19 protein-coding genes are annotated in these 22,193 nt (G+C 71.4%); 14 read left to right on the top strand and 5 right to left on the bottom strand.

What is annotated here, in order from left to right; translation table 11 throughout:
* Positions 1 to 31 precede the first annotated feature (31 nt).
* Positions 32 to 1,075: a FecCD family ABC transporter permease gene (locus tag ABT367_RS28615; protein WP_352256162.1), complete on the top strand. Its 1,044-nt coding sequence runs from the start codon at positions 32 to 34 to the stop codon at positions 1,073 to 1,075.
* A 5-nt stretch (positions 1,076 to 1,080) separates the two neighbouring features.
* Positions 1,081 to 1,953, top strand: coding sequence for an ABC transporter ATP-binding protein (locus ABT367_RS28610; RefSeq protein ID WP_352256160.1), 873 nt, complete (start codon positions 1,081 to 1,083; stop codon positions 1,951 to 1,953).
* Positions 1,954 to 2,030: 77 nt separating this feature from the next.
* On the opposite strand, the gene ABT367_RS28605 is transcribed toward ABT367_RS28610, so the two are convergent.
* On the bottom strand, positions 2,031 to 2,378 hold the full coding sequence (locus ABT367_RS28605) for an SCP2 sterol-binding domain-containing protein (protein WP_352256158.1): 348 nt from the start codon (positions 2,376 to 2,378) through the stop codon (positions 2,031 to 2,033).
* A gap of 76 nt (positions 2,379 to 2,454) precedes the next feature.
* Between ABT367_RS28605 and ABT367_RS28600 the strand changes: the two genes are divergently transcribed.
* From ABT367_RS28600 to ABT367_RS28590, 3 genes are read left to right on the top strand one after another with little or no spacing between them, the layout of a single operon-like run.
* Positions 2,455 to 2,826 (top strand): hypothetical protein, encoded by a 372-nt coding sequence (locus ABT367_RS28600; protein ID WP_352256156.1) that lies wholly within the window; start codon positions 2,455 to 2,457, stop codon positions 2,824 to 2,826.
* Between the two features lie 7 nt (positions 2,827 to 2,833).
* Positions 2,834 to 3,649 carry a TlyA family RNA methyltransferase gene (locus ABT367_RS28595; RefSeq protein ID WP_352256154.1) on the top strand — a complete coding sequence of 272 codons (816 nt, stop codon included), beginning with the start codon at positions 2,834 to 2,836 and terminating at the stop codon, positions 3,647 to 3,649.
* The gene (locus tag ABT367_RS28590; RefSeq protein ID WP_352256152.1) at positions 3,646 to 4,566 is read left to right on the top strand and encodes an NAD kinase; all 921 of its coding nucleotides are present in this window, start codon (positions 3,646 to 3,648) and stop codon (positions 4,564 to 4,566) included. The genes ABT367_RS28595 and ABT367_RS28590 overlap by 4 nt, the downstream gene beginning before the upstream one ends.
* Positions 4,567 to 4,612: 46 nt before the next feature.
* On the opposite strand, the gene ABT367_RS28585 is transcribed toward ABT367_RS28590, so the two are convergent.
* Positions 4,613 to 5,962: an FtsX-like permease family protein gene (locus tag ABT367_RS28585; protein WP_352256150.1), complete on the bottom strand. Its 1,350-nt coding sequence runs from the start codon at positions 5,960 to 5,962 to the stop codon at positions 4,613 to 4,615.
* Positions 5,963 to 6,238: 276 nt separating this feature from the next.
* Between ABT367_RS28585 and recN the strand changes: the two genes are divergently transcribed.
* Both recN and ABT367_RS28575 read left to right on the top strand, forming a co-directional pair.
* Complete coding sequence (recN, locus tag ABT367_RS28580) at positions 6,239 to 7,957, top strand: DNA repair protein RecN (RefSeq protein WP_352256178.1); 1,719 nt, start codon at positions 6,239 to 6,241, stop codon at positions 7,955 to 7,957.
* A gap of 202 nt (positions 7,958 to 8,159) precedes the next feature.
* The gene (locus ABT367_RS28575) at positions 8,160 to 9,320 is read left to right on the top strand and encodes a glycosyltransferase family 4 protein (protein WP_352256148.1); all 1,161 of its coding nucleotides are present in this window, start codon (positions 8,160 to 8,162) and stop codon (positions 9,318 to 9,320) included.
* Between the two features lie 88 nt (positions 9,321 to 9,408).
* On the opposite strand, the gene ABT367_RS28570 is transcribed toward ABT367_RS28575, so the two are convergent.
* Positions 9,409 to 11,079, bottom strand: a complete 1,671-nt coding sequence (locus ABT367_RS28570) for a PucR family transcriptional regulator (protein ID WP_352256146.1) — start codon at positions 11,077 to 11,079, stop codon at positions 9,409 to 9,411.
* 160 nt (positions 11,080 to 11,239) lie between these two features.
* Between ABT367_RS28570 and ABT367_RS28565 the strand changes: the two genes are divergently transcribed.
* The 4 genes from ABT367_RS28565 (at position 11,240) to ABT367_RS28550 (ending at position 15,616) form a co-directional block, all read left to right on the top strand.
* A complete protein-coding gene (locus tag ABT367_RS28565; RefSeq protein WP_434975558.1) occupies positions 11,240 to 12,814 on the top strand; it encodes an APC family permease in 1,575 nt (524 codons plus the stop codon).
* Positions 12,815 to 12,846: 32 nt separating this feature from the next.
* Positions 12,847 to 14,511: a flavin monoamine oxidase family protein gene (locus ABT367_RS28560; protein WP_352256144.1), complete on the top strand. Its 1,665-nt coding sequence runs from the start codon at positions 12,847 to 12,849 to the stop codon at positions 14,509 to 14,511.
* A 69-nt stretch (positions 14,512 to 14,580) separates the two neighbouring features.
* On the top strand, positions 14,581 to 15,165 hold the full coding sequence (locus ABT367_RS28555; protein ID WP_352256142.1) for an RNA polymerase sigma factor: 585 nt from the start codon (positions 14,581 to 14,583) through the stop codon (positions 15,163 to 15,165).
* Positions 15,155 to 15,616 (top strand): hypothetical protein, encoded by a 462-nt coding sequence (locus tag ABT367_RS28550; protein WP_352256140.1) that lies wholly within the window; start codon positions 15,155 to 15,157, stop codon positions 15,614 to 15,616. The genes ABT367_RS28555 and ABT367_RS28550 overlap by 11 nt, the downstream gene beginning before the upstream one ends.
* Position 15,617: 1 nt before the next feature.
* Here ABT367_RS28550 and ABT367_RS28545 read toward each other — a convergent pair whose 3' ends face one another.
* Positions 15,618 to 16,532 carry an alpha/beta fold hydrolase gene (locus tag ABT367_RS28545; protein WP_352256138.1) on the bottom strand — a complete coding sequence of 305 codons (915 nt, stop codon included), beginning with the start codon at positions 16,530 to 16,532 and terminating at the stop codon, positions 15,618 to 15,620.
* 112 nt (positions 16,533 to 16,644) lie between these two features.
* On the bottom strand, positions 16,645 to 18,447 hold the full coding sequence (locus tag ABT367_RS28540; RefSeq protein WP_352256136.1) for a glycoside hydrolase family 15 protein: 1,803 nt from the start codon (positions 18,445 to 18,447) through the stop codon (positions 16,645 to 16,647).
* A 445-nt stretch (positions 18,448 to 18,892) separates the two neighbouring features.
* Here ABT367_RS28540 and ABT367_RS28535 point away from each other — a divergent pair, with 445 nt between their 5' ends.
* The 3 genes from ABT367_RS28535 to ABT367_RS28525 all read left to right on the top strand — a co-directional run.
* A complete protein-coding gene (locus tag ABT367_RS28535; RefSeq protein WP_352256134.1) occupies positions 18,893 to 20,542 on the top strand; it encodes a CTP synthase in 1,650 nt (549 codons plus the stop codon).
* Between the two features lie 101 nt (positions 20,543 to 20,643).
* Positions 20,644 to 21,270: an NUDIX hydrolase gene (locus ABT367_RS28530; RefSeq protein WP_352256132.1), complete on the top strand. Its 627-nt coding sequence runs from the start codon at positions 20,644 to 20,646 to the stop codon at positions 21,268 to 21,270.
* Between the two features lie 204 nt (positions 21,271 to 21,474).
* Positions 21,475 to 22,193: NB-ARC domain-containing protein (locus ABT367_RS28525; protein WP_434975557.1), on the top strand; the 719-nt coding region annotated here is incomplete at its 3' end.

Here is a 22,193-nt window from a genome sequence, read left to right as displayed (position 1 = left end):
CCCTTCGAAGACCTCTGGGTCGAGCACCCCTGTGGCGAAGAATTCTGTGCGAGCGGTACGGACCGCGGGCGGCCTCTCCGTCCGGTTCGAGCCGCGTCCGCTGCTCACGGTCGGGGCGCTGCTCGTCGTCGCCTTCGCGGCCAGTGTGGTGCTGATCGGCACCGGCGACTTCCAGATCCCCGTACCGGACGTGCTCAACACCCTGATGGGCAACGGCACGGCCGCGCACGAGTTCATCATCAACGACCTGCGGCTGCCCCGTGTCGTCGTCGGCCTCCTGGTCGGCGCCGCGCTGGGTCTGTCCGGTGCGCTGTTCCAGTCGGTGACGCGCAATCCGCTCGGCAGCCCCGACATCATCGGCTTCGGCCAGGGCTCCACCGTGGGCGCGCTCGTCGTGATCGTCCTGTTCCAGGGCAGTGCAGAGGCGGTCGCGCTCGGCTCGCTGGCCGGCGGCCTGGTCACCGGCGCGCTGATCTATCTGCTCGCCTGGAAGCGCGGTATCCACGGCTACCGGCTCGTCCTCGTCGGTATCGGCGCCGCGGCCGTGCTCACCGCGATGAACGGCTATCTGCTCACCAAGGCCCAGATCGTGGACGCGGCCCGCGCCGTCGTCTGGATCACCGGCTCGCTGAACGGGCGCGGCTGGGAGCAGGTCGGCCCCCTGTTCTGGTTCTGCCTGATCCTCATGCCGCTCGTGCTGCTGTACGCACGCCCGCTGCGCATGCTCGAAATGGGCGACGACGTGGCGTACGCCCTGGGTGTACGGGTGGAACGCACGCGGCTGGTCCTGATGACGGCGGCCGTGCTCCTGACCGCGGCGGCCACCGCGGCGGCAGGCCCCGTGGCCTTCGTCTCGCTCACCGCACCGCAGCTCGCACGGCGGCTGACCCGCTCCCCGGGACCCAACCTGCTCGCCTCGATGGTCATGGGCGCCACGCTCCTGATCGCCGCGGATCTGGGGGCGCAGCGGGTGTTCGGCGCCGACCAGTTGCCGGTCGGTGTGGTGACCGGGGTGCTCGGCGGCGGATATCTGCTCTGGCTGCTCGCCTCGGAGCGGAAGGCGGGGCGGATTTGAGCCACGTGAAGCACCAGACGACCGCTGCGAAGAACTCATCGAACCAGGAGCGTGCTCCCTTGAACCGCCTGTCCGCGGACAACGTCACCCTCGGCTACGACCAGCGCGTCATCGCCGAACAGCTGTCGGTCGAGATACCCGACCACTCCTTCACGGTGATCGTCGGCCCCAACGCCTGCGGAAAGTCCACGCTGCTTCGCGCCCTGTCGCGGATGCTGAAGCCGTCCGAGGGCCGGGTGCTGCTCGACGGCCAGACCATCCACTCGATGCCGGCCAAGAAGGTCGCCCGTACGCTCGGCCTGCTCCCGCAGTCCTCGATCGCACCCGACGGCATCACGGTCGCCGACCTGGTGGGCCGCGGCCGCTATCCGCACCAGGGGCTGCTCCGCCAGTGGTCATCCGAGGACGAGCGGGTGGTCCAGGAGTCGATGGCCTCGACCGGTGTCGCCGAACTGGCGGATCGCTATGTCGACGAACTCTCCGGCGGTCAGCGTCAGCGCGTCTGGATCGCCATGGCCCTCGCCCAGCAGACGCCGTTGCTGCTGCTCGACGAGCCCACCACGTTCCTCGACATCCAGCACCAGATCGACGTGCTCGACCTCTGCGCCGATCTGCACGAGGAGCAGGGCCGCACGCTGGTGGCCGTGCTGCACGACCTCAACCACGCGGCCCGCTACGCGACCCACCTGATCGCCATGCGCGAGGGCCAGGTGATCGCGGAGGGCGCGCCGGCCGAGATCGTGACGGCCGACCTCGTGGAAGAGGTCTTCGGGCTGCCCTGCCAGATCATCGACGACCCCGAGACGGGGACGCCGCTGGTGGTGCCGGCGGCGCGCAAGGGGCGGGTCCGCGACGCTGTGGGGGGCCGGGGGCGTTAGCCCCGGAGAGATTCACCGCAGCGGAGCGGCGGAGCAGTCGAGCCTGACAGGCGACGCTGCCCCCGACCTCGTAAGACTCAGAGCATCTTGCGCAGTTGGAGCAGGTCCCTGAAGCCCGCCTCCAGCTTGACCCGGCCCGAGGCCCAGGCCTTCGCGAAGTTGAGCTCGCCGTTCACCATCGCGACCAGGTCGTCACCGGTCATCGCCAGGCGGATCTGCGCCTTCTCGCGCGGAGGCCCCGGCTGGGTGTCGTGCACCTCGATCCGGCCGTCCTCGAGGCGGCCGGTGAAGGTGACGTCCAGGTCCTTGATGTGGCAGCTGACCGAACGGTCGAGCGCGGCCGCACTGCGGACCTCGCCGTCGGCGGAGGCCAGATTGTCGCTGAGTTTGACGAGCGCACCACGGCACTCTTCGATCGTCGCCATCGTGATCGACGGTACCGCAGACGGGCTCCGCGCCCTTCGCGGTCCAGGTCCGGGCCCTTCGCGGTAGCGTCATGGCATGAGCTACCCGATGCCGGGGCCCGAGCGTGAGGTCCCCTCGGACGACGAACAGGTCCCCTCCGGCCAGTACGCGCCCCAGGCGCAGGCCCCCGCCCCCGACGAACCCGGCCCGCTCGGCGTGCCGCGCACCGCCACCGGTCACGGTGGGGTGGACGCCCAGCTGGAGCGCCTGGCCGATGTGGACCACCTCGCCACCGACGGGCATATCGAGGTGTACGAGGATGTGCACGCGGGGCTGCGCGACACGCTGACCGCGCTCGACGCCCGGCAGGGGCCGCCCGCACCGGGCGCCCAGCAGGGACGGCCCGCACCGGGCGCCGGGCCCATGCCCGGCGGCGCCCCGGCACGACCGTACGACCACAGGAGCTGAACCGAACGTGGCAGGAGTGGCACGCCGCCGCCTCGACGCCGAACTCGTCCGCCGCAAACTGGCCCGTTCGCGCGAGCACGCCAGCCAGCTGATCGCCGCGGGCCGCGTCACCGTCGGCCGCAATGTCGCGACGAAGCCCGCCACCCAGGTGGAGACGGCGGCCGCGATCGTGGTCGCCGCCGACGACAGCGATCCCGAGTACGTCTCGCGCGGCGGGCACAAACTCGCGGGCGCCTTCGAGGCGTTCGTGCCGCAGGGGCTTGTGGTCAAGGGCCGCCGGGCCCTCGACGCCGGCGCCTCCACGGGCGGCTTCACGGATGTGCTGCTGCGCGCGGGCGCGGACCATGTGGTCGCGGTCGACGTCGGCTACGGGCAGCTCGCCTGGTCGCTGCAGAGCGACGAGCGCGTCACCGTCAAGGACCGTACGAACGTACGGGAGTTGACGGTCGAGGTGATCGACGGCGAGCCCGTCGACCTGGTCGTCGGCGACCTCTCCTTCATCCCGCTCGGCCTGGTGCTGCCGGCCCTCGTGCGCTGTGCGGCGCCCGGCGCCGACCTGGTTCTGATGGTCAAGCCGCAGTTCGAGGTCGGCAAGGAGCGCCTCGGCAGCGGCGGAGTCGTCCGCAGCCCCGAGCTGCGCGCCGAGGCGGTCCGCACGGTGGCCGGGCAGGCCTGGCAACTCGGGTACGGCGTACAGGGCGTGACGGCGAGCCCGCTGCCCGGACCGTCCGGAAACGTCGAGTACTTTCTGTGGCTCAAGGCCGGTGCACCCGAACTGGACCCGGCCGATGTGGAGCGAGCGGTGGCGGAGGGACCGAGTTGACGAGTCAATCGGACAAGGCGGCGACGGAGCGTACGGTTTTCCTGCTGGCGCACACCGGACGCCCGGCCGCCATCCGCAGCGCCGAACTCGTCGTACAGGGACTGCTGCGCAGCGGTCTCGGCGTACGGGTGCTCGCGGCCGAGGCCGCCGATCTGCCGCTGCCGCCCTCGGTCGAGCTGATCCCCGAGGCCACGCCCGAGGCGCTCGACGGCTGTGAGCTGCTCATCGTGCTCGGTGGCGACGGAACGCTGCTGCGCGGCGCCGAGTTCGCGCGCGCCTCCGGGGTGCCGATGCTCGGGGTGAACCTCGGTCGCGTCGGCTTCCTCGCCGAGGCCGAGCGGGACGACCTGGACAAGGTCGTCGACCGTGTGGTCACCCGTGCGTACGAGGTCGAGGAGCGGATGACGCTCGACGTCCGCGTTCGCAACAACGGCGCGGTGGTGCACGCGGACTGGGCGCTGAACGAGGCCGCCGTGCAGAAGGTGTCCCCGGAGCGGATGCTCGAGGTCGTCCTGGAGATCGACGGCCGGCCGGTCAGCGGCTTCGGCTGCGACGGCATCGTCTGCGCTACACCGACCGGCTCGACGGCGTACGCGTTCTCGGCGGGGGGTCCGGTCGTCTGGCCCGAGGTCGAGGCGCTCCTGATGGTCCCGATCAGCGCGCATGCCCTGTTCGCCAAGCCGCTGGTGACGTCGCCGAATTCGGTCCTCGCGGTCGAGGTGCAGCCGCACACGCCGCACGGGGTGCTCTGGTGCGACGGCCGCCGGACGATCGAACTGCCCGCCGGCGCGCGGGTGGAGGTGCGCCGCGGTGCGGTGCCGGTGCGTCTTGCCCGGCTCCACCACGCCTCGTTCACGGACCGGCTCGTCGCCAAGTTCGCGCTGCCGGTGTCGGGGTGGCGGGGGGCACCGCACTAGGGCTTGGTCTCTGCGGCCGGCCGTTCCCCATGGCCGGCCGCCCGGCTCAGGCCGTCTTCACCACGGTGATCGCGCGCCGCCGCAGCGCGGCCCTCACCGGGACCGCGGTGGCCCCCACCGTCAGGAGCAGCGTGCCGCCTGCCACCGCGGCCAGGAACGTCCAGGGGAGATACGGCAGGGGCGAGCCGAAGGCCGTGGACAGCACCGGCGCCAGCGTGGCCAGCGCGGTGACCCCGCCGAGCACCAGCGCGGTCAGCGTCACCACCACGCCCTCCCACAGCGCCATCACCCCGATCTGCGCGCGCTGGGTGCCCACGACCCTCAGGAGCGCGAGGTCGCGCCGGCGCTCGAACGAGATCATGGCGAGCGTGTTGGCGGCGGCGATGGCGGCGAACCCCGCGTACAGCGAGGTGCCGATGTAATCCAGCCAGACCTCACTGCTGCGGCCGGGGGAGCCGGTGTGGTGCCGTGCCGTCGTATGCATCGCGATCTTGGTGAGGCCGAAGCCGACGACGAGCACGAGCGGGACCACCGCGGCCGCGAACCGCCGCGGCTGCGAGCGGATGTTCAGCATCGCGAGGCGGGCCGAAGGGCCGAACCGGCCGATGAGCGCCGACACCAGCCAGGCCGCGGGCCCGATGACGCGCGGCCCGAGCAGCCCCATGCCCACGCAGAACAGCAGCAGGACGAGGAACGCCCCCTGTCCCGCCTCTTCGGCGGGCTGCCCGGACAGGAGCACCGAGAGCGCACAGCCGCCGGCCAGGGCCAGCAGACCGAGCGGTGCGCGCAGCACTCCGAGACCACGGCGGCCGGACTCGGCCTCGGCCAGGGCGCGCGCCGGACGCAGGAGCGAGAAGCGCAGGGAGCACAGCACCCCGGCCAGCGCGGAGGTCACCACCGCGACGGCCAGGCAGACGGGCAGGGCGACCCAACTGGTGGCGAACGGCACCCCGGCCGGCACGAGATCGTGCGTCACCATCGCGTCGAACCACAGGCGCCCGAGCAGCCCGCCGAGCCCGAAGCCGAGCAGTGCCGCCGGCACCGCGGCGGCCAGCGCCTGAGCCGCCACCGCACGGCGTATCTGCCGCGGCCGGGCGCCGACCGCCCGGACGAGCGCCAGCTCGCGGTGCTGCTGAGCGACGGCGGTGCCCATGGTCGAGGCGACCACGAAGATCGACATGTAGATCGAGCCGATCAGCATCACCACGGCCATGTCGCCCACACCGTTCGCCGACAGTGCGTGCCGGGCGGCCGGGGACAGGGCGTCGCTGCCCGTGGCGACGAGCATCGACGTCGCCGCGCTCACCACGCACGCGGCGAACAGCGCTGCCACGGCTGTGCCGACGAAGGCGGGTCGGTGGGCACGGAGTGCGGCCGCTGCCAGTCCAGTTCGCATGATCACCAGGCTCGCGCGGCGGGACAGGAGAGGGGAATGAGGCGAGCCGCCGACTTGTGCTGCGGCTCGCCTCAGGGGAATGCGGGGGTTTTCCTCAGGTGCGGTCCTTGCCCGCGAACCGCGCGCAATGGCCGCCGTCGTCCCCTTCGCCCGCCACTCCCGCGGGTGATACGTCCCCTCCGGCCGCCTTCGCCAACTGCTGCTTCGCCCCCGCAGGCCGGGGCCCGTCGCACATCGGGCCCCGGACCTCGTAAGGTCGTGTCCGTGTTGGAGGAGATGCGGATACGGTCGCTCGGAGTCATCGACGACGCGGTGGTCGAGCTGTCGCCCGGATTCACCGCGGTCACGGGTGAGACCGGAGCGGGCAAGACCATGGTCGTCACCAGCCTTGGGCTGCTGCTCGGCGGTCGCGCCGACGCCGCCCTCGTACGGATCGGTGCCAAGTCCGCCGTCGTGGAGGGCCGCATCAGGGTGCCCGCCGACGCGTCGGCCATGGTGCGCGCCGAGGAGGCCGGGGCCGAACTGGACGACGGGGCGCTGCTGATCAGCCGTACCGTTTCCGCCGAGGGCCGCTCACGCGCCCATCTCGGCGGCCGCAGCGTGCCCGTGGGCCTGCTCGGGGAGCTGGCCGAGGACCTCGTCGCCGTGCACGGCCAGACCGACCAGCAGGGGCTGCTCAAGCCGGCCCGGCAGCGGCAGGCCCTCGACCGGTACGCGGGGGACGCGGTGGCCGTGCCGCTCGCCAAGTACGTGGCCGCGTACAAGAGATTCCGTGCCGTGAGCCAGGAGCTCGACGAGATCACCACGCGGGCGCGCGAGCGGGCACAGGAAGCCGATCTGCTGCGCTTCGGACTCGAGGAGATCGCCGCTGTCGAGCCGCGGGCCGGCGAGGACGTGGAACTGGCCGCCGAGGCCGAGCGGCTCGGGCACGCCGAGGCGCTGGCGTCCGCGGCGACCGCCGCGCACGGCGCCCTGGCCGGCAACCCCGAGGACCCCGAAGGTGTCGACGCCGGTCTCCTCGTCGGCGGCGCCCAGCGCGCGCTCGACGCCGTACGGTCCCATGACCCCGCACTCGCCGGACTTGCCGAACGTCTCGGCGAGATCGGGATCCTGCTGTCCGACGTGGCGGGGGAACTGGCCGGTTACGCCGACGACCTCGACGCCGACCCGCTGCGGCTTTCCGCCGTGGAGGAGCGACGGGCCGCGCTCACTCAGCTGACCCGCAAGTACGGCGACAGCATCGACGCCGTACTCGCCTGGGCCGAGAACAGCGCCGCGCGGCTCATCGAGCTCGACAGCGACGACGACCGGATCGGTGAGCTGACCGCCGAGCGCGACGCCCTGCGCGGTGAACTGGCCGGGCTCGCCCAGGCGTTGACCGACGCGCGGGCCGAGGCCGCCGAGCGTTTCGCCGCCGCCGTCACCGCCGAACTCGCCTCGCTCGCGATGCCGCACGCCCGCGTCACCATCGCCATCGGCCAGACCGACGACCCCGACGGGATCGAGGTCGGCGGCCGTACGGTCGCCTACACCTCGACCGGTGTCGACGAGGTCGAGCTGCTCCTTGCCCCGCACCCGGGCGCACCGCCGCGGCCCATCGCCAAGGGCGCGTCCGGCGGTGAGCTCTCGCGCGTGATGCTCGCGGTCGAGGTCGTCTTCGCCGGCTCCGATCCCGTACCCACCTATCTCTTCGACGAGGTGGACGCCGGCGTCGGCGGCAAGGCGGCCGTCGAGGTCGGGCGCCGGCTCGCGCGCCTTGCCCGTTCCGCGCAGGTCGTGGTCGTCACGCATCTGCCGCAGGTCGCGGCGTTCGCCGACCGGCAGCTTCTGGTCGAGAAGACCAACGACGGCTCGGTGACACGTTCGGGTGTCAAGGTGCTCGAAGGCGAGGACCGGATCCGCGAGTTGTCGCGGATGCTCGCCGGTCAGGAGGACTCCGAGACCGCCCGTGCGCATGCGGAGGAGCTGCTCGCGGCGGCGCGCGTCGAGGGCTGACGTCCGCTGCGCCACTCGCCCATGTGGGTGGTCCGCACCTTCTCCTTGCCGCAGTCGCCACAGGTCGTACCGTCCGGCGGTGCCGGAACGTGCGTACGGACTGGCATCCTTGGCGGAGCACTTCGCGGCCCGTGCCCGTCCGGCCCGCACCCCGCCGGCCCAACTGCCGGACCGTCCACGCCGATTCAGGAGCACAAGGCGAGTGAGCCACCTGAGCAGCCAGCCGTCGCAGGGCAGGACCCCGCTGCGTACCGTGCAAGTGCTCGGCGGCGGCAGTGCGGGAAGCTCCGTGCACGTCAGGTCGCTCACCGGGGGACTCGTCGCCCGTGGTGTACGGGTCACGGTGTGCGCACCGGCCGAGCTGGACGAGCGGTACGGATTCACCGAAGCGGGCGCTCAGTTCGTGCCCGTGCCGCGGCGCGCCGACCCCGTCTCCGTGGCCGCGCTGCGGGCTGTCTGCGCCGAGGCCGATCTGGTCCACGCCCATGGGCTGCACGCGGCTGTACGGTCCTCGCTCGCGCGCCCGAAGCCCGGCAAGCACGGCACCGTCCGGCGTACGCCCTTGGTCGTGACCTGGCATACGCGGGCCTACGCGGAAGGCGCGCGCGCCCATCTGCTGCGGATGATCGAGCGGCGGGTGGCCAAGGCGTCGGCCGTCGTGCTCGGCACCTCGTCCGATCTGGTCGACCGGGCGCGCAGCCGGGGCGCACGCGACGCGCGGCTCGCGCCGATCGCGTTCCCCGCTCCGCGCCGGCCGGCGGCGCCCGGGCATGACGATCCCGACCGGCTCAAGCACCAGGCGCGGGCCGAACTGGGCGCCGTGGACCGCCCGTTGCTGCTCGCGGTCGGCACCCTGGAGCCGCACCGGGGGTACGGAACGCTGCTCGACGCCGCCCGGTCCTGGCTGCGCCTCGATCCGGTGCCGCTGCTCGTCGTGGCGGGCGAAGGGCCCGAACGCGGCGCGCTGCAGCGCCGGATCGACACCGAAGGGCTTCCCGTACGCCTCGTCGGCCGCCGTGACGACGTACCCGAACTGCTCACCGCCGCCGATGTGGCCCTGCTGCCCAGCCGCTGGGAGTCGCGTTCCGTGCTCGCCCACGAGGCCCTGCACGCGGGCGTACCGCTGGTCGCGACCGACGTCGGGGGAGTGCCGGAGCTGGTGGGCGACGCCGCCGAACTCGTCCCGTACGGCGACGCGCGTGCGCTGGCCTCCGCGGTCGAGGGTCTGCTCGCGCAGCCGGGACGCCGTGCGTGGCTGCGGGCGGAAGGGCTCGCGCAGGCGGCGACGTGGCCGACGGAGGACGAGACGGTGGCGCAGATCCTCAGCGTGTACGACGAGTTGACCCAGCCCTTGGGGCGGTGAGGCGCTCACACGGTGTCGCGGTGGGCGCCCCCAATGGCCTCCAGCCCAGGACGCCCGTGCCTCGCCGGCCTCCGCGCCCCCGACGACCTCAGACCCCGGACGGCCCGTGCTTCACCAGCCTCCGCGCCCGCAACGCCAAGCTGAGCGCGAGCACCGTCTGCGGGTCGTCCAGATCCGTCCCCAGCAACTCGGCGATCCGGGCCAGCCGGTTGTACAGCGTCTGCCGGTTGAGATGCAGCTCGCGCGCCGTCTCCGCCTTGCGCCCCGCATGCGTCAGATAGGTCTCGAGCGTCGGAAGCAGCGGCGCCTTGGAGCGGGCGTCGTGCTCCTGCAACGGCCCGATCGCCCGCTCCACGAACGCGGCGAGGTCCGGATGCTCGCGCAGCCGCCAGAGCAGCAGCTCCGTGTCGAGCCGGCGCGCGTCGTACCAGGGCCGGTCGGAGAGCCCCTGCGCGGCCGTCGCCGTCTCGGCCGCGTGGCGCAGCCCCGCCGACGCCGCCACCCAGCCGCCCGCGACACCGACGACGACCACCGGCGCACGGCCCGCCGAGTGCATCCCCGCGCGTTCGACGCCGGCCCGCAGCGCGGCGGCCACCCGGTCCGCCACCGCCGTGCGCTCGGACTCCGAACGCAGCCCGAGCAGCAGCGGAACCCGGCCCTCCACCGGACGTACGCCCACGAGCACCGGCACCCCCACCGCCGCCAGCTCCTCCGAGACCGCACGGGCGAGCACCGCCCAGCCGCCTCCCGGCGCGAAGGCGACCGTGTCGTCCGGCAGCCGCATCACCACGGGAAGCAGCGGTCCTTCGCCGGGCTTGAACCCGAGGACCCGGGCCTGTCCGGGCGCGTCCTCGGCCGCGATCCGGCCTTCGGCGAGATCGGTCAGGAAGTCGCCTCGCCCCCGGGCCGCGAGCTCCTCCTCCTGGCGCGCCTGCATCAGCACGACCGCCAGGATCCCGGCCGCACGCTCGGCCGCGATCCGGTGCACGGGCAGCAGGGGCGCACTCACCGCGAGGAGCGCGATACGGGCCCGTACGACTCCGGAAGTACTCCCTCCGGAAGCCCCGCCGGACCCGGGCACGTCCACGAGCACCGCGTTCGCCGGCGGCTCCGACTCGCGCGACCGTCCCCGCAGGCCCTCCCAGGCCTGCAGCGGATCCACCCCCGCGGTGCCCGGCCCGGCCGCGTACAGAAGCTGCCCGTCGGCGGTCTCCAGGAAGACCGGGTTGGCCGTGAACTCCGCCAGGATCGACAGGACCTGCGGCACACCGCCCCCGCCGAGCAGCGCCTGCGTACAGCTGCGTACGACGTCCTCGGCCTCCTTGAGCAGTGCGTAGTGCCCGTTGACGATCTCCGTGTGCACCTCCTCGGTGACCGTCACGAACGGCACCTCGCGATGCAGCTGTACGAGGGGGAGTCCCGCCGAGCGCGCGGTCTCCACGATCGCCGAGGGCAACCGGGCGAAACGCGGGCCGAGTTCCACCACGAGCGCAGCGATCTGCCGCTCGGCCAGCTTGCGCACGAAGGCGCGCTGCTCGGCAGGGCGCGTGCCGAGGCCGAGCCCGGTGGTCAGGAGCAGCTCGCCGCCCTTGAGCAGCGAGGCGATATTGGGCACCTCGCCCGCGTGCACCCAGCGCACCGTGCGCTGCAGCCGCTCGGCGCCGACGACGACCTCGGGCAGCCCGCTGCGCAGCCCGGGCAGTTCGAGTGCCCGCTGGACCGTGATCCCGCCGCCGTTGGGGACCCCCTGGATGTTCATATTCCGGACGCTACCTGCGGCCGCGTTTCCGGAACATCACCGGCCGGTCACAGCAGCGGCCTCAGTGCCCCCTGAGGCGACAACTCGTCGCCCCCACAGGCCGATTGCATGACTTGATGTCTGTTGTGGCCTGCGTCACTCCGGGCCAAGCTGCGCGGTCATGACAGATTCCTCAGCGGGTACCGGCGCATCTCCCTCGGCAGGTACCGGCGTACCGCAGCGCGAGGTCCACCGCCTCAAGGCGAACTCCGTCGGGCTCGTCGGCGTCGTCTTCATGGCCGTCGCCACCGCCGCGCCGATCACCGCGATGACCGGAAACCTGCCCATCGCCGTCGGCTTCGGCAACGGCACCGGCGCACCCGCCGGCTATCTCTTCGCCACGCTCGTCCTCACGGTCTTCTCGGTCGGCTACGTCGCCATGGCCAAGCGGATCACCGCCGCCGGCGCCTTCTACGGCTATATCTCGCACGGCCTCGGCCGGATCGCGGGGATGGCCTCGGGCATGCTCGCGGTCCTCGCGTACGTGGTCTTCGAGGCCTCGATCGTCGGCGTCTTCGCGTACTTCACGAAGACGACCGTGCTCGACCAGCTCGGCTGGGATCTGCCCTGGATCCTCTACGCGGCCGCCATGCTCGCGGTCACCGGGATCCTCGCGCACTTCGACATCAATCTGACCGCGAAGGCGCTCGGCGTGATGCTGCTCGCCGAGATCGCGGTCCTGTTCGCCGTGGCGACGGCGGTCCTGCTCAACGGCGGCGGCCCCGACGGCATCCCGGTCGAGCCGATCAACCCGAAGAACGCCTTCACCGGGGCGTCGGCAGGGCTCGGCCTGTTCTTCGCCTTCTGGTCCTGGGTCGGCTTCGAATCGACCGCCATGTACGGCGAGGAGTCCCGCAACCCGAAGAAGGTCATCCCGCGCGCCACCCTGATCTCCGTGATCGGCGTCGGCCTCTTCTACATCTACGTCTCGTGGATGACGATCGCCGGCAACGGCCTGTCGGGATCGGTGAAGATCTCCTCCTCCGCGAGCCCGCTCGACCTGTTCTTCGCCCCGGCGAACTCCTTCATCGGCGGCTGGGCCGTCGACACCTTCCAATGGCTCCTGATCACCGGCTCGTTCGCCTGCGGCATGGCCTTCCACCAGTGCGCCTCGCGCTACCTCTACGCGATCGGCCGCGAGGGCTTCCTGCACCCCGCCCTCGGCCGTACGCACGCCAAGCACGGCTCGCCGTACCTCGCCTCGTACGTCCAGTCGGCCATCGCCGTCGTCCTGGTCGGCGCGTTCTGGCTCACCGGCCAGGACCCGTACATCCACCTGTACACACTGCTCGCGATCCTCGGCACCATGGCGATCCTGATCGTGCAGACCCTGTGCTCCTTCGCGGTCATCGGCTACTTCCGCAAGAACCACCCCGAGGACCGGCACTGGTTCAAGACCTTCACCGCGCCCCTGCTCGGCGGGATCGGCATGATCGCGGTCGTGGTCCTCCTGGTGATCAACATGGAGACGGCCGCGGGTCTCGCCGCCGACTCGGTCTTCTTCAAGGCCATCCCCTGGATCGTCGGCCTCGTCTTCTTCGGCGGCCTCGCCCTCGGCTTCTATCTGAAGGCCAAGCGCCCCGCCCGCTACGAGATCATCGGCCGCATCGTCCTCGAGGACGCACAGGAGCGCGAGGGCGCGCAGGGCGCCGTACCGGGCCCGTCGCCGTCGATGAGCACGGCCGACCACAGCTGACCCGTCCACCCGACTGCGAGGGAGAGCCGCTCATGGCACGCACCAACCCGATGCACCTCCTCAAGCGCCTCGTCGCCGAGCACCGCGACGCGGAACGGCTCGGACTTCCCGTCGCCGAGCTGCGCGGCCTGCGCGCCGAAGCCGCGGTACAGCAGAGCGGCAGCAGCCGCCGCACGCTCCTCAAGCGGGCCGCCGCGGCCGGCCTCGCGGCAGGGGGCGCGGGCCTCGCCGTATCCGGTACGCCGGCAACGGCCGCCGTACCGAAGGCCGTTCGGCCCGGAGCCGCCCCCCGGATCGCCGTGGTCGGAGCCGGCATCGCGGGCCTGACCGCGGCCCTCACCCTCAAGGACGCCGGACTGAACTGCACGCTGTACGAGGCCGATCCGGGCCGGGTCGGCGGCCGCATCTGGACGCAGCGCGACCACTGGGCGTACGGCCAGAGCTCGGAGATCGGCGGCGAGCTGATCGACACCGGCCACAAGAAGATGCTCGAGCTGTGCCGCCGCTTCGGGCTCGGCGTCGAGGACTTCGCCGCGGCCGGACCGAACGGCGCCGAGGAGATCCTCTGGTTCGACGGCACGTACTACCCGCGCGCCCAGGCCGACGAGGATTTCAAGGGCGTCTACCAGGCGCTGCGCAGCGACCTCCAGAAGGCGGGGGAGGTGATGTGGAACCAGACCACCGCGCACGGCACCCTGCTCGACCATATGAGCATCCGCGAGTGGATCGACTCCCGCGTCCCCGGCGGCTTCGCCTCGAAGCTCGGGCAGTTCTTCGATGTCGCGTACAACATCGAGTACGGCCTGGACACCGCCGAGCAGTCCTCGCTCGCCCTCGTCCTGCTCATGGGCTACCAGCCCAATCCCGGCCACTTCAACGTCTGGGGGCTCTCCGACGAGCGCTACCACGTGATCGGCGGCAACGACCGGCTCCCGCACGCGATCGCGGACGAACTGCCGGCGGACACGCTGCGCCACGGCTGGTCCCTCGGGGCCGTACGGGCCAACGGCGACGGCACCCAGACGCTCACCTTCGACGAGGGCGGCAGCACCCGGACCGTCACCGCGGACCACACGATCCTGTGTGTGCCGCTGCCGATCCTGAAGCAACTCGACCTGTCCCAGGCCGGGTTCGATCCACGGATGCAGAACCTGCTGCGGGACGCCCGGATGGGCACCTGCACCAAGCTCAACATGCAGTTCTCCGCCCGCCCTTGGCGCGGTACGGGCCCCTGGCCCGGGGTGTCCGCCGGTGACACCTTCACCGGTGACGCGCTGCAGCAGGTCTGGGACACCACCAAGACCCAGCCGGGCAGCGGCGGCATCATGATCCAGTTCAACAGTGGAAGCCTGGCCACCTCCCTCGCCCCCGGTAGCCCGTTCGCCACCGAGTCGGACGCGTACGTACGCAAGCTGGCGGAGAGCAGGCTCACCGGTATCGACAAGATCTTCCCCGGGACGAAGGCGGCCTGGACCGGCAGGGCCCAGCTCTCCGCATGGCACCGCAACCCCCTTGCCCAGGGCGCCTATTCGGGCTGGCCGGTCGGCTACGTCAGCCGGTACGCGAACTACGAGGGCACCCCGCAGGGCAACGTCCACATCGCGGGGGAGCACTGCGCATACGACTACCAGGGCTTCATGGAGGGCGGTGCGACCGAGGGCGAGCGCGCCGCCAGGGAGGTGATCGGCAAACTGTAGGTCTCAGGGCCGCGTTGCCGCCCGGACCCCGGCCAACTACGTTGTGCCGGACGGAAACAGGGGGTCCGGGTGGCTGAGGCACGCGACGCGGCGGACGCGCAGGCCACGCCGTGGGACGCGGCGGTCCCCCTGGTGCGGGCGGCGCAACGGGGCGACGCCCTCGCGATGGACGACCTGCTGACACGGGTGACGCCGTACGTGACCCGGCTGTGCCGTCCGATCGCCCCGGCCGACACCGCGGACGCCGTACAGGAAGCGCTGCTTGCCGTCTTCAAGGGCCTGCGGACTCTGCGCGACCCGGGTGCCTTCTACGGCTGGGTCCGCATGGTCACCGTGCGCGAGGCGGTACGCGTCGCACGCCGGACCGCGGTCGAGCGGCCCGCCGAGCCGGACGAACTGGTCCGGCTCGGCGGTCTGCGGACGGACGGCGACACGGAACTGTCGGCCGACGTGCGCGACGTCCTGGTCCGCCTGCCGGTGCACTACCGCGCCGTGCTGGTGCTGCGGGAACTCGAAGGCCTCGACGAGCGCAGCGCCGCCCGGCTCCTGGGCGTGGCCCCCGGCACGGTCAAGTCCCGGCTGCACCGGGCGCGTTCACTGTTCCGCAAGTCGTGGTCGGAACCTACGCGGCAAGGGGAACGGCATGAGCACTGATCCGGTGGCGCGGCTGCGCGTCATGGCCGCGGGGCTCGGCGCCGCACTGTACGCCGAGGAGCGCATCGCCCTGCCGTACGAGCAGGTGTGGGCGGTCGCCTCGGACCTGGCGGGGGAGCTGCCGCATCTCGTGCCGCTGCTGCGGGAGTTCCGGGTGCCGCCCGGGGACGGCGAGCGCAAGGAAGCGATCGCGGTGGGCCCGCTCGGCACCCGGGACGCCTTCGAGGTGCGGCTCTCGCCGGGCTGGTGCCTGATGCAGTCCGGCCTGATCGTGGGCGGTATGGCCGCCGTACGAGAGGCGGACGGCACCCGCTTCGCCGTGCTCGGCGCCACCCGCCCGTCCGCCCTCCGCCCCGTACAACGGGCGTACGCACCCCTGCTCGGACGGCGGCGCGGACGGGCCTTCCTGCGCACCGTGGAGCAACGGGCCCGGCTGCGGCCCCGGCCCTGAACTAGACCCTGGCGAACAGTTTCCTTGCCGCCTCCGCGACCTGCTCGGGACGTTCCTGCGGCAGGTGGTGCCCGGCCCAGGGCACGATGCGTACCGTCAGGTCGTCCGACCTGCTCTCCCCGCCGGCAAGGAGCGAGGGCGCGATCACCGGATCCTGAGCGCCGCCGAGCAGCACGGTGGGCACGGTCAGCCGGTGGTGGCGCCAGGAGCCCTTCATCAGCCGGGGCACGTCCCGCAGCACGTACTGCCAGAACATCGACTGCCCCGCATGGGCGCTCACACTGGCCGCTGCCGCGAACTCCCGCAGTTCGTCCACCTCCCAGACCGACGCGTCGCCCACCTGCCGGCGCAGCAGAAAGCGCGTGAATCCGGGCCAGTGCCGCAGCACGAGCCGGCCGAGCACCGGGTACTCGATGAACTCGGTGAACCACATCCGCCACAGATTCGGCACCACGGCGCGGTGCCGGGGCCACGGATGCGTCATGTTGAGCGCCAGGTGGCCCGTGAACCGCTCCGGCGCCCGCAGGCACAACCGGAAGCCGACATGCGCGCCCCAGCTGTGCCCCACAAGCCCCACCCGCTCCAGACCGAGGGCGTCGAGCAGCGCGATCATGTCCCCGGCCAGACCGTCCGCGTCGTATCCGCGCTCGGGCTGTTCCGACCACCCGAAGCCCCGCAGATCCGGCACGATCAGCCGGTGCTCGGAGGCCAACAGCGCGGCGACTTTGCGCCAGCCGTACCAGTGCTGCGGAAAACCGTGCAGCAGCAGAAGCGGTGAGCCGCTGCCGTACTCCGCTACGTGCAGCCTGGCGCCGGGCACGGTCACCCAGTGGTGCACGACCCCTTCGTCGTGCGGCATGGGCCGGCCGGACACCGCCGTGCCGTGTTCCGGAGTGGATCCCGTCGTAGAAACCACGATGCGTCCCTCTCGCCTGCGCGCGGATCGCTGTCGATGCCGCGTCGGCAGGCCAGGAGGGACGCATCGTCCAAAAGGTTCCCGGCGCTTCGGGATCGGGGGAAAGGAACGACTAACCCCCGTACGCCCCCGAGGCCGTGAGCCGCAGAGCCGTGTCGATCAGGGGCACATGGCTGAACGCCTGCGGGAAGTTGCCCACTTGGCGCTGCAGCCGCGGATCCCACTCCTCGGCGAGCAGCCCCAGGTCGTTGCGGAGCGAGAGCAGCTTCTCGAAGAGCTCGCGCGCCTCGTCGACCCGGCCGATCATCGCGAGATCGTCGGCCAGCCAGAACGAGCAGGCGAGGAACGCCCCTTCGTCGCCCTCGAGTCCGTCCACGCCCGCGTCGTCCCCGGAGGTCGGGTAGCGCAGGACGAAGCCGTCCTCGGTGGACAGTTCACGCTGGATCGCCTCGATGGTGCCGACCACGCGCTTGTCGTCCGGCGGCAGAAAGCCCACCTGCGGGATCAGCAGCAGCGACGCGTCCAGCTCCTTCGAGCCGTACGACTGCGTGAATGTGTTCCGCTCCGGGTCGTACCCCTTCTCGCACACATCCCGGTGGATGTCGTCGCGCAGTTCGCGCCACCTCTCCAGCGGGCCGTCCGCGTCCCCGGACTCGATCAGCTTGATCGTGCGGTCGACCGCGACCCAGGCCATCACCTTGGAGTGCACGAAGTGCCGCCGTGGGCCGCGCACTTCCCAGATGCCCTCGTCGGGCTGGTCCCAGTGCGTCTCCAGATAGCGGATCAGCTTGAGCTGGAGCAGCGAGGCGTAGTCGTTACGGGCGAGCCCCGTCATGTGCGCCAGGTGCAGCGCCTCGGTGACCTCGCCGTACACATCGAGCTGCAACTGATGCGCGGCGCCGTTGCCGACCCGTACCGGCCCGGAGTTCTCGTAACCCGGCAGCCAGTCCAACTCGCTCTCGCCGAGCTCCCGTTCACCCGCGATCCCGTACATGATCTGGAGGTTCTCGGGGTCGCCCGCGACCGCCCTGAGCAGCCACTCGCGCCAGGCGCGGGCCTCCTCGCGGTAGCCCGTGCGCAGCAGCGAGGAGAGCGTGATGGCGGCGTCGCGCAGCCAGGTGAAGCGGTAGTCCCAGTTGCGGCTGCCGCCGATGTCCTCGGGCAGCGACGTGGTCGGCGCCGCCACGATCCCGCCGGTCGGCGCGTACGTGAGCGCCTTGAGCGTGATCAGCGAACGGATCACGGCCTCGCGATAGGGCCCGTGATACGTGCAGTGCTCGACCCATTCACGCCAGAACTCGCTGGTCGCCTCGAGCGCGGCCTCCGGCTCCGACAGCGGCGGCGGCTCCTTGTGCGAGGGCTCCCAGCTGATCGTGAACGCGATCCGGTCACCGGGCCCGACGGTGAAGTCCGAGTACGTCGTCAGGTTCTTCCCGTACGTCTCCGCCGGAGTGTCCAGCCATACGGAGTCGGGCCCGGCGACCGCCACCGTCCGCCCGTCCACCTTGTGCACCCAGGGCGTGATCCGCCCGTACGAGAACCGCATCCGCAGCGCGGAGCGCATCGGCACCCGGCCGCTGACGCCCTCGACGATCCGGATGAGCTGGGGTGCGCCGTCACGCGGCGGCATGAAGTCGGTCACCCTGACCGTGCCGCGCGGGGTATCCCACTCGGACTCCAGGATGAGCGAGTCGCCGCGGTAACAACGCCGGTCCGCCGGCGGGGGTTTGTCGTCGGAACCATGTGCGGGACCCAGGCGCCAAAAGCCGTGGTCCTCGGTCCCGAGCAGGCCCGCGAAGACCGCGTGCGAGTCGAAACGGGGCAGACACAGCCAGTCAAGCGAGCCGTCTCGGCAGACCAGCGCCGCGGTCTGCATGTCCCCGATGAGTGCGTAATCCTCGATGCGCCCGGCCACGTGCAATCTCCAGTCGAACGGCCACTTCCGCCCTCTCGGGGCGCTTGCCTTGCAGTCAAGGGTCGTTGACGAGCACTTGGGTCCGGGGCGGCGGGGTGGTGCCTTGTGCCGGCCGGCTCGCAGCGTATTCCGAGCAGGATACGCGCACCCTAATGATCTGGACGGGGCCGCGGGCAAAGCGGTTCGGCTGAACGAGTGACGACTTTGTGACGTCCGCATTGTCGGGTACGCGGCGTCAACCCACGGCCACGGAATGTGGTCGTCCGGTGTGGCTCCCGGGTGGCCGGAAGCATGCTCCCCGTGTCGCTGATACCCTGGTAGCCCGTGGACCGGTGGTCAAAAAACCCCCGACCGCAGCGACGGCGCCTCCCCTCCTTCTCATGGGAGAGACCAGGAAAAGCCGGCACGCACACCACTTCGCGACCACGGGAGCCCCCTCTTGGCCATGCCGCCCAAAGCCACGACGACCAAGCACATCTTCGTCACCGGGGGTGTCGCCTCCTCCCTCGGCAAGGGCCTGACGGCCTCGAGCCTGGGTGCGCTGCTGAAGGCCCGCGGCCTTCGGGTCACGATGCAGAAGCTCGACCCCTACCTCAACGTCGACCCCGGCACGATGAACCCGTTCCAGCACGGCGAGGTGTTCGTCACCAACGACGGTGCCGAGACCGACCTGGACATCGGCCACTACGAGCGCTTCCTCGACGTCGACCTCGACGGCTCGGCCAACGTCACCACCGGCCAGGTCTACTCGACGGTCATCGCCAAGGAGCGCCGCGGCGAGTACCTCGGTGACACCGTGCAGGTCATCCCGCACATCACCAACGAGATCAAGCACCGCATCCGCCGCATGGCCACCGACGACGTCGACGTGGTCATCACGGAGGTCGGCGGCACGGTCGGCGACATCGAGTCGCTGCCTTTCCTGGAGACCGTCCGCCAGGTCCGCCACGAGGTCGGCCGCGACAACGTCTTCGTCGTGCACATCTCGCTGCTGCCCTACATCGGCCCCTCCGGTGAGCTGAAGACCAAGCCGACCCAGCACAGCGTCGCCGCGCTGCGCAACATCGGTATCCAGCCGGACGCGATCGTGCTCCGCGCGGACCGTGACGTCCCGATGTCCATCAAGCGCAAGATCTCGCTGATGTGCGACGTCGACGAGGCCGCGGTGGTCGCCGCCATCGACGCCAAGTCGATCTACGACATCCCGAAGGTCCTGCACACCGAGGGCCTGGACGCGTACGTCGTCCGCAAGCTGGACCTCCCGTTCCGCGATGTGAACTGGACCCAGTGGGACGACCTCCTGGACCGGGTGCACAACCCGAACCACGAGATCACCATCGCCCTGGTCGGCAAGTACATCGACCTGCCCGACGCCTACCTCTCGGTCACCGAGGCGCTGCGCGCGGGCGGTTTCGCCAACAAGGCCCGCGTGAAGATCAAGTGGGTCACCTCGGACGACTGCAAGACCCCGGCGGGCGCCGCCAAGCAGCTCGGCGACGTGGACGCGATCTGCATCCCGGGCGGCTTCGGCGACCGCGGTGTGAACGGCAAGGTCGGCGCCATCACGTACGCCCGTGAGAACAAGATCCCGCTGCTCGGCCTCTGCCTCGGCCTGCAGTGCATCGTGATCGAGGCCGCGCGCAACCTGGCCGACATCCCGGACGCCAACTCCACCGAGTTCGACTCGTCCACCGCGCACCCGGTCATCTCCACGATGGCCGAGCAGCTCGACATCGTCGCCGGCGAGGGCGACATGGGCGGCACCATGCGCCTGGGCATGTACCCGGCGAAGCTGGCCGAGGGCTCGATCGTGCGCGAGGTGTACGACGGCAAGGAGTACGTCGAGGAGCGCCACCGCCACCGCTACGAGGTCAACAACGCCTACCGCGCGGACCTCGAGAAGAAGGCCGGCATCCAGTTCTCCGGCACGTCCCCGGACAACAAGCTCGTCGAGTACGTCGAGTACCCGCGCGAGATCCACCCCTACCTGGTCGCGACCCAGGCGCACCCCGAGCTGCGCTCGCGTCCGACGCGTCCGCACCCGCTGTTCGCGGGCCTGGTGAAGGCCGCTGTGGAGCGCAAGACCGGTAAGTAATCTCCAGGCGATACGGTTGCCGGGGTACGGGCCTTTCGGGGCGCGTGCTCCGGTTTTCCGTTTGACGGTTCCGCATGTGGGCTCGTGGGAGGACGTACGACATGTCGATCAAGGACACCGCCGAGGAATGGCAGATCACGGCCACCACGACGCCCTTCACCGGCAACAAGACCAGCGTCCGCACCGACGACGTGGTCATGCCCGACGGAACGGTCGCACGCCGTGACTACCAGGTGCACCCCGGCTCCGTGGCCGTGCTCGCCCTCGACGACCTGGGCCGCGTCCTGGTGATCCGCCAGTACCGCCACCCCGTGCGCCACAAGCTCTGGGAGATCCCCGCGGGACTCCTGGACGTCCCCGGCGAGAACCCGCTGCACGCCGCGCAGCGCGAGCTGTACGAGGAGGCGCACGTCAAGGCCGAGGACTGGCGGGTGCTCACCGACGTGTACACGACGCCCGGCGGCAGCGACGAAGCCGTACGCGTGTTCCTCGCACGCGATCTCTCCGAGGCCGAGGGCCGGCGGTTCGAAGTGTCCGAGGAAGAGGCGGACATGGAGATCAAGCGGGTGCCTCTGGAGGAGCTGGTGCGCGGCGTGCTGGCCGGTGAGCTGCACAACACCTGCCTGGTCGTGGGCGTGCTTTCGCTCGTCGCCGCACAGACCGGTGACGGCCTGGACGCCCTGCGTCCCGCGGAGGCCCCCTGGCCCGCCCGCCCCTTCGAGTCCTGAGGCGGCAGGCTTCATGAGGTCCTTTCCGGTGTGACCATCGGCTGATCCGATCGAGGGATCTATCCGCCGCGCTCCCCGGCTTTCGTCACGATGCGTGAACTACGCTCAGGTCGACGGAATACGCCGGAAACGACCTCGGCGTCCCGTCATCTTCCCCGGCCGCAGCCGCGGCCGTGGCGGTGCGGCTGGACGGGAGCATGACCCGTGACGGATCAGGCGGTGGACACCCACACGGCGGCGGAGGGCGACCTCGAGCGCGGCCGCAGTGCACCAGCGGAGTTCGTCGGCCGGCAGCGGGAGTTGAAGGAGCTGCGCGCCGACATCGAGCGCACCGGGCTCGACACTCTCGCGGCCGGCAAGAAGCCGCCCCGCGCGCGCGTCCTGCTGATCGCAGGCCGTCCCGGCTCGGGCCGCACCGCGCTCGCCGAGGAACTGGCGGGGCAGCTCGGCGGCCGCTATCCGGACGGCGTGCTGCGCGCCAAGCTCGCCGAGCCCGACGGCACCCGAGTCCCCACCGAGCGCACGGCACGTGAACTGCTCGACGCGCTCGGCTTCCCGACCCCGCCCGGCGCGGCCGAGGACGAGCTCGCCGAATCGCTGCGGACCGCCCTTTCCGTACGCAGAGTGCTCATCGTCCTGGACGGTGCGGCCGACGCCGAGCAGGTCGAACCGCTGCTGCCGGACTCGCCCGAGTGCCTGGTCGTCGCCACCGCGGAAGGGCCGCTCACCGGGATTCCGGATGTGCGCCCCTGCACACTCGGCGGGCTCGACACCAAGTCCGCCCTCGAGCTCCTGAGCGGCTACACGGGGTCGGTGCGGATCACCGTCGACCCGCGGGCCGCCGAGTCGCTCGCCGAGCTCTGCGCCCATCAGCCCGCGGCTCTCGTGCTCGCCGGCGGCTGGCTCGCCGCCCGGCCCAAGGC

This window comes from Streptomyces mesophilus, assembly GCF_040300965.1.
Taxonomy (GTDB): Bacteria; Actinomycetota; Actinomycetes; order Streptomycetales; family Streptomycetaceae; genus Streptomyces; species Streptomyces mesophilus_A.
Note: the sequence above shows the minus strand (reverse complement) of the source record. Positions and strands in the feature narration are given on the sequence as shown.

Bases quoted from the DNA above. Each gene is read 5' to 3' on its own strand.
- ABT367_RS28605 (WP_352256158.1), bottom strand. From the start codon at position 2,378: ATGGCGACGATCGAAGAGTGCCGTGGTGCGCTCGTCAAACTCAGCGAC.
- ABT367_RS28600 (WP_352256156.1), top strand. From the start codon at position 2,455: ATGAGCTACCCGATGCCGGGGCCCGAGCGTGAGGTCCCCTCGGACGAC.
- ABT367_RS28585 (WP_352256150.1), bottom strand. From the start codon at position 5,962: ATGCGAACTGGACTGGCAGCGGCCGCACTCCGTGCCCACCGACCCGCC.
- recN (WP_352256178.1), top strand. From the start codon at position 6,239: ATGCGGATACGGTCGCTCGGAGTCATCGACGACGCGGTGGTCGAGCTG.
- ABT367_RS28570 (WP_352256146.1), bottom strand. From the start codon at position 11,079: ATGAACATCCAGGGGGTCCCCAACGGCGGCGGGATCACGGTCCAGCGG.
- ABT367_RS28565 (WP_434975558.1), top strand. From the start codon at position 11,240: ATGACAGATTCCTCAGCGGGTACCGGCGCATCTCCCTCGGCAGGTACC.
- ABT367_RS28560 (WP_352256144.1), top strand. From the start codon at position 12,847: ATGGCACGCACCAACCCGATGCACCTCCTCAAGCGCCTCGTCGCCGAG.
- ABT367_RS28550 (WP_352256140.1), top strand. From the start codon at position 15,155: ATGAGCACTGATCCGGTGGCGCGGCTGCGCGTCATGGCCGCGGGGCTC.
- ABT367_RS28535 (WP_352256134.1), top strand. From the start codon at position 18,893: ATGCCGCCCAAAGCCACGACGACCAAGCACATCTTCGTCACCGGGGGT.
- ABT367_RS28530 (WP_352256132.1), top strand. From the start codon at position 20,644: ATGTCGATCAAGGACACCGCCGAGGAATGGCAGATCACGGCCACCACG.